The sequence below is a fragment of the Janthinobacterium sp. BJB401 genome, from assembly GCF_013372745.1.
Taxonomy (GTDB): Bacteria; Pseudomonadota; Gammaproteobacteria; order Burkholderiales; family Burkholderiaceae_D; genus Janthinobacterium; species Janthinobacterium rivuli.
The window spans coordinates 21922-28429 of sequence record NZ_JABXFH010000060.1; the positions used below are offsets into that span (position 1 = coordinate 21922).

The window sequence follows — 6508 nt, forward strand, 5'->3', positions numbered from 1 at the left end:
GGCTCGTGCCGTAGGACGTGCCGTTTCGCTTCCGGCGATGCGGCACGGGAGGGCGTTTTCGACTATCATGCTAGCCCCGACCTTCCACCACGAGCACCGCCATGAGTACCGATTTCCCCGACTTTTCCGACGAAGCAGCCGAGCCAGACAATGACGCCCCGATCCAGGAGCCGCGCCTGTGGGTAGGCAATGGCTGGACGGCGAGGGTGATCAAGAATGAGGAAGATGAAGGCTGGGCCGTGGCCATGATCAAGGATGGCGAGCCGGAGCCGGCGCTGGTGGGTCCGTGGACCATGGGCCGCGACAAGAAAAACCCGAAGCCGCTCGACGTCAACGCATTCAATACGCTGGTCAAGACGGCGTCGGAAGTACTGCGCCGCCACGAGCAGCAGCTGCATGCGCAATTGCACAAGAACCTGTTCGTCGCCACCGACGAGGGGCAAGTCAAGGTGATGTTCGACATCGTGCCCGACGAAGACCACCCGTACGCGGAACTGAGCGCCTACGACGCCGACGGCGAACAGATCGCCAAGGTGCGCACCTCGGCCGCCTTCAAGTTCAATGCCACGTCAGCGGCGAACTGGATCGAGGGCGGCTACCGCCGGCCGTAATCCAACGTCACCACCGGCGCCAACAATGTGTCGGATTACGCGCCTGCGCGCTAATCCGACCTACCTCTTGCGGCATACGCGAGCCGGTACAGCAGCGGCAGGGCGTAGGTCGGATTAGGCCTGAAAGGCCGTAATCCGACGCTACCAGCGGCGTCAACAATGTGTCGGATTACGCGCTTGCGCGCTAATCCGACCTACCTCTTGCGGCATACGCCAGCCGGTACAGCAGCGGCAGCACCAGTAAGGTCAATGCCGTCGACGATAAAATACCGCCGATCACCACCGTGGCCAACGGACGCTGCACTTCCGCGCCCGTGCCCGTGGCAATGGCCATCGGCACGAAACCCAGCGAGGCCACCAGCGCCGTCATCAGGACCGGGCGCAAGCGCGTGATCGCTCCCTCGCGTATCGCCTCGTGCAAGGGCATGCCCTGTTCGCGCAACTGGCGGATGTAGGCGATCATCACGAGACCGTTGAGCACGGCCACGCCGGACAGGGCGATGAAGCCGACGGCCGCCGAGATCGACATGGGGATGTCGCGCAGCCACAGGGCGACGATGCCGCCCGTCAAGGCGAACGGGATGCCGCTGAACACCAATAAACCATCCTTCACGTTGCCGAACATGGCGAACAGCAAGACGAACACGAGTGCCAAGGCCACGGGCACCACCAGCTCCAGGCGTTTCGTGGCCGATTGCAGTTGCTCGAACTGGCCGCCCCAGCTGGTCCAGTAGCCGGCGGGAATGGCCACTTGCGCTTGCAGCTGCTGCGTGGCGTCCGCCACAAACGAGCCGATATCGCGCCCGCGCACGTTGGCGCTGATGACGATGCGGCGCTTGCCGTCTTCGCGGCTGATCTGGTTCGGCCCCGGCGCGACTTGCAGGCTGGCTACTTCACCGAGCGGAATGAAGCGGGCACGGCCTTCCGCCGCCGCGCCCAGGGGCAGGGCGATGGGCAGGCGTTTCAACTGCTCCAGGTCGCTGCGCAGGCTGTCGGGCAGGCGCACGACGATGTCGAAGCGGCGGTCGCCCTGGAACAGGGTGCCCGCCTCTTGCCCGCCGATGGCCGTGGCAATGGCCGCTTGCACGTCGGCAATGTTGAGGCCGTAGCGGGCCGTCTGCTCGCGGTCGATCTGCACCGTCAGCATGGGCAGGCCCGTGGTCTGCTCGACTTTCACCTCTGTTGCGCCAGGAATCTTGCCCAGCACGCCGGCGATCTTCGCCGCCGTGCTGTCGAGGACAAGCATGTCGTCGCCGAACAGTTTCACGGCCACGTCGCTGCGCACGCCGGAAATCAGTTCATTGAAGCGCAGCTGGATCGGTTGCGAAAACTCGTAGTTGTTGCCGGGTAAACTGGTGGCCGTCGCTTCGATTTCCGCCAGCAATTGCTCGCGCGATTTTCCCGGTTCCGGCCATGCATCGCGGGGTTTCAGCATGATGTAGCCGTCGGAAATATTCGGCGGCATGGGGTCGGACGCGATCTCGGCCGTACCCGTGCGGGCGAAGACGCGGGCGATTTCCTTGTGGTTTGCCATCAGCTTGCTTTCCAGCTGCTGCTGCATGGCCAGCGATTGCGTCAAACTGGTGCCGGGGATGCGCAGGGCCTGGATGGCGATGTCGCCCTCGTTCAGGCTGGGCACGAATTCGCTGCCCATGCGCGTGGCCAGCAAGCCTGACAGCACGACGGCCACGGCCGCACCCGTCAGCACGACGGGCGTGTTGCGCATCACCTTGTCCAGCAGCGGCGCATACCAGCGCTTGGCGGTGCGCATGATGGCGTTTTCCTTCTCCGCCACCTTGTCGCCGATAAACAGCGCCACGGCGGCCGGAATGAAGGTGATCGACAGCAGCATGGCGCCCAGCAGGGCGATGACCACCGTCAGCGCCATCGGCGTAAACATGCGGCCTTCCACGCCCGTCAGCGCAAAGATCGGCAGGTACACGACCATGATGATCAGCTGGCCGTACAGCAAGGGACGGCGCGCCTCTTGCGATGCGGAAAACACTTCGTGGAAACGTTCCTGCAAGGTCAACGGTCGTCCCAGTTTCTGCTGCGCATGGGCCAGGCGGCGCACGCAGTTTTCCACGATCACCACGGCGCCATCGATGATGATGCCGAAATCGAGCGCCCCAAGACTCATCAGATTGGCGCTGACATGGTATTGCACCATGCCCGTAAACGTGAACAACATGGCCAGCGGGATCACCATGGCCGTGATGACGGCCGCGCGGATATTGCCGAGGAAGAGGAACAGGATGGCGATCACCAGCACGGCGCCTTCGAGCAGGTTTTTCTTCACCGTATTGATGGCCTTGTCGACGAGGACCGTGCGGTCATACACGGTGACGGCGTGTACGCCTTTCGGCAGGCTGCGGTTGATCTCCAGCATTTTCTTGTCGACGGCTTGCGAGACGGCGCGGCTGTTCTGCCCGATCAGCATGAAGACGGTGCCGAGCACCACTTCGCGGCCGTTTTCCGTGGCCGCGCCCGTGCGCAGCTCGCGCCCCAGCACCACGTCGGCCACGTCGCGGATGCGGATGGCCACGCCCTGCACATTGGCGACGACGATGTTGCCGATGTCGTCCTTGGAGGCCACCTGGCCCGGCGCGCGTATCAGCAATTGCTCGCCCTGCTTTTCGATATAGCCGGCGCCCACGTTGCTGTTGTTGCGTTCGAGCGCCGTCACCACGTCTTGCAGGCTGATGCCGTAGGCGGCCAGTTTTTCCGGGTAGGGCGCCACCTGGTATTGCTTGGCGTAGCCGCCGATGGCATTGATTTCCGTCACGCCCGTGACATTGCGCAACTGCGGCTTGATGATCCAGTCCTGAATTTCGCGCAAGTCGGTCGGTGTGTACGGCGTGCCGTCCGGCTTCTTCGCGCCGTCCTGCGTTTCCACCGTCCACAGGTAGATTTCGCCGAGGCCCGTGGAGACGGGACCCATTTTCGGCGTGATGCCGGCAGGCAGACTTTCCTTGGCTTCCTGCAAGCGCTCGTTGATCATCTGGCGCGCAAAATAGATGTCCGTGCCATCCTTGAAGATCACGGTCACTTGCGACAGTCCATAGCGCGACAGCGAGCGCGTCTGCTCCAAATTCGGCAAGCCGGCCATGGCCGTCTCGATGGGGAAGGTGACTCTCTGCTCGGTTTCCAGCGGCGAATAGCCGGCGGACTGGGTATTGATTTGCACCTGCACATTGGTGATGTCGGGCACGGCGTCGATGGGCAGCTTTTGATAACTGTAGATGCCCAGGCCAGCCATGGCGGCCACGGCCAGCATCACCAGCCAGCGCTGGTCGATGGCGAAGCGGATCAAACGTTCAAACATGATGGTTTCCTTTCGTTTGACGTGATCAGTGTTCGTGGCCGGCGGAGTCTTTGCCCAGCTCGGACTTCAGGACAAAACTGCCTTGCGCCGCATACGGCGTGCCGGCGGCCAGACCCTGCTTGATGTGCGTCAATGTGCCATCGCTGCGGCCCGGCACCACGGGCGTGGCCTGGTAGCCATCTTTCACTTGCACGAAGACGACGGGCTTGTCTTCCACCGTCTGGATGGCTGTACTCTGCACGGTGACGGGCGCGTCCGCTTCGCCGGAGACCACTTCCACCGTGACGAACAGGCCCGGACGCCACGCCATGTCGGGGTTCAGCAAGCTGATGCGTGCCTTGGCCGTGCGTGTCTGCTCGCCCAGCAAGGCGCCCACATAGGTGATCGTGCCTTGCGCGCTGGCGTCAAATGCGGACGCTTTCACTTCCGCCTTGCCGCCCATGCGCACGGTGGCCAGGTCTTTTGCCGGCACGGCGATTTCCGCCCACACGGTCGACAGGTCGGAAATGACGAAGATGTTCGCGTCTTCCTTGACGGCCTCACCCAAGGTGATGTGTTTTTCCAGCACCATGCCGTCGAACGGCGCGCGGATCTCATAGCGGTTCAGCGGGCCCTTGCTGATACCGCTGGCGCCCAGGGCGCTGAGCTTTTGCTGCGCGTTCTGCACGGCGATTTCCGCTTCGCGCCACGTTTGCTGGGCCTGCAGATAATCCTGTTCGGCCGAGATTTTTTCGCGCCACAGTTTTTCTTCGCGCTCATACGTGGAGCGGGCCAGCGACAGCCGCCGCTGCGCCGAGAGCAATTCGCTGCGTTGTTCCGACAATTCCGTGCTGGCGATGACGGCCAGCACTTGTCCCTTTTTCACCAGCTGGCCCAGGTCCGCCTGCACGGCTTCCACCACGCCGGCCAGACGCGGCACGACGTGGGCCGTGCGGTCTTCGTTGAACCGGATTTCACCGGGCAGGGCGACCGTCGTCTTGATGCGGCCCGGAGCGGCCGTGGCGATGACGACGCCGGCTGCCTTGCTTTGCGCCGCCGTCAATTCCAGCTTGCCTTCCACTTCTTCGTGGCCATGTTCGTCTTTCTTTTCAGTATGTGCTTCCGCCTTGACGGCAGGGACCGAAGGGGCGCCGGATTTGCCCGTGCCGAGGATGAGGATGGCCAGCACGATACCGGCGGCCGCGATGGAGACGATGGCGATCGTCTGTTTTTTGTCGAGTTTGATATTCATGGTCGGGGATTCCTTACAGGGGAGCTGGTGTGCCCAGCAGGCGCTCGATGTCGGCGGCGGCGTGCTGCGCTTCCGTCAGCGCGCGCAGGTATTGGTTTTTGGCTTGCAGCAAGGTGCGCTGGGCATCGAGCACGTCGAGGAAGGCGAACTTGCCGAACTCAAAGCCTTTGCTGGCCGCGTCGTAGGCGCTTTGGGCGCCAGGCAAGATGTCCTGGCGCAAGCTTTCCACGTCGAGCCTGGCCGTGGCCAGGCGTTCGATGGCGGCTGCCACGTCCGTTTGCACGGCGATGCGGGCGGCGGCCAGTTCGTCGCTGGCCTTGTCGCTGCGGCGCAGGGCGTCGAGCTTGTTGCCCGCGTTGCGGTCGAACAAAGGCAGCGGCAGGGCCAGGCCGATGATGGCCTGGTTGCGGCCCAGCTCTTCCGAACGCTTCATGCCGATGCTGACCGTGACGTCGGGCGTGGCGCGCCGCTGTTCCACGTCCAGCATGGCTTGCCGCTGGGCCAGCGCACTGTGCGCCTGGCGCACGGCCGGGGCTTGCCCCAGGCGCGCCGCCAGTTCGCTGGCCGGCGGCAGCTCGGGCAAGGTTTCCAGGCGTCCCTCGGCCACGCTGAAGCGTGGCGTGGCGTTGCCCCACAGTGCGGCCAGGCGCTTGCGGGCGCTGGCCAGGGTACTGCGGGCCAGGTTCAGCTCCAGCCGCACGCTCGCTTCGGCGACACGGGCGCGGGTTTCCTCGACGGGCGAGGCCTTGCCGGCCGTCACTCGTCGGGCCGTGATGTCGCTGGCGCGCGCGGCCAGGGCTTGCGCGCTGTCGGCCAGGCGCAAGCCTTCCTGCGCCGCCAGCACGTCGACAAAGGCGGAAGTGACGGCGGCGCGCGTGTCGGCTTGCTGCAGGGACAGGCCCGCTTGCGCCAGGTCCGCGCCGCGCTGGGCGACGGCGGCGCGCGCGCCCCGTTTGCCGCCCAGTTCGATCAACTGGTTGAGCTGCACGGTGGTGCTGCGCGTGGCGCGCCGCGTGTCTTCCAGCACGGTTTGCAGTTCCGGATTGGGCAAGGCGCGTGCCTGTTGCAGGGCGCCGCCCTGGGCCGCCAGTTCGTGGCGGGCGGCGGACAAAGTGGCGTTGCCGCCCTCTGCCAGGGCCAGCGCGGCGGGCAAGGTCAGGGGGGCGGCAGGCTCCTGCGGAGCTTGTGCATGGGCAAAATTGCCGGCCAGCAGGCCAGCGGAGAGCAAGAAAATGAATCGGTGCATCGAATTCTCCAAAAGCATGGAAAAGAATTCGACGGGACGCGCAGGCCTGCGCCTGACTTACTGCGAAAAGTGATTGAAACGTCCCGGCGGGCGAT

4 protein-coding genes are annotated in these 6508 nt (G+C 64.4%); 1 reads left to right on the top strand and 3 read right to left on the bottom strand.

The genetic code is table 11. The features are described 5' to 3' along the window. The first annotated feature begins 101 nt into the window (after positions 1 to 101). Positions 102 to 611, top strand: coding sequence for a hypothetical protein (locus HWE17_RS25720; protein ID WP_035824298.1), 510 nt, complete (start codon positions 102 to 104; stop codon positions 609 to 611). A gap of 184 nt (positions 612 to 795) precedes the next feature. Here HWE17_RS25720 and HWE17_RS25725 read toward each other — a convergent pair whose 3' ends face one another. From HWE17_RS25725 to HWE17_RS25735, 3 genes are read right to left on the bottom strand one after another with little or no spacing between them, the layout of a single operon-like run. Continuing rightward, complete coding sequence (locus tag HWE17_RS25725) at positions 796 to 3936, bottom strand: efflux RND transporter permease subunit (protein ID WP_176390739.1); 3141 nt, start codon at positions 3934 to 3936, stop codon at positions 796 to 798. A gap of 25 nt (positions 3937 to 3961) precedes the next feature. Then, a complete protein-coding gene (locus HWE17_RS25730) occupies positions 3962 to 5167 on the bottom strand; it encodes an efflux RND transporter periplasmic adaptor subunit (protein ID WP_176390740.1) in 1206 nt (401 codons plus the stop codon). Positions 5168 to 5180: 13 nt separating this feature from the next. After that, on the bottom strand, positions 5181 to 6413 hold the full coding sequence (locus tag HWE17_RS25735; RefSeq protein WP_176390741.1) for a TolC family protein: 1233 nt from the start codon (positions 6411 to 6413) through the stop codon (positions 5181 to 5183). Positions 6414 to 6508 lie beyond the last annotated feature (95 nt).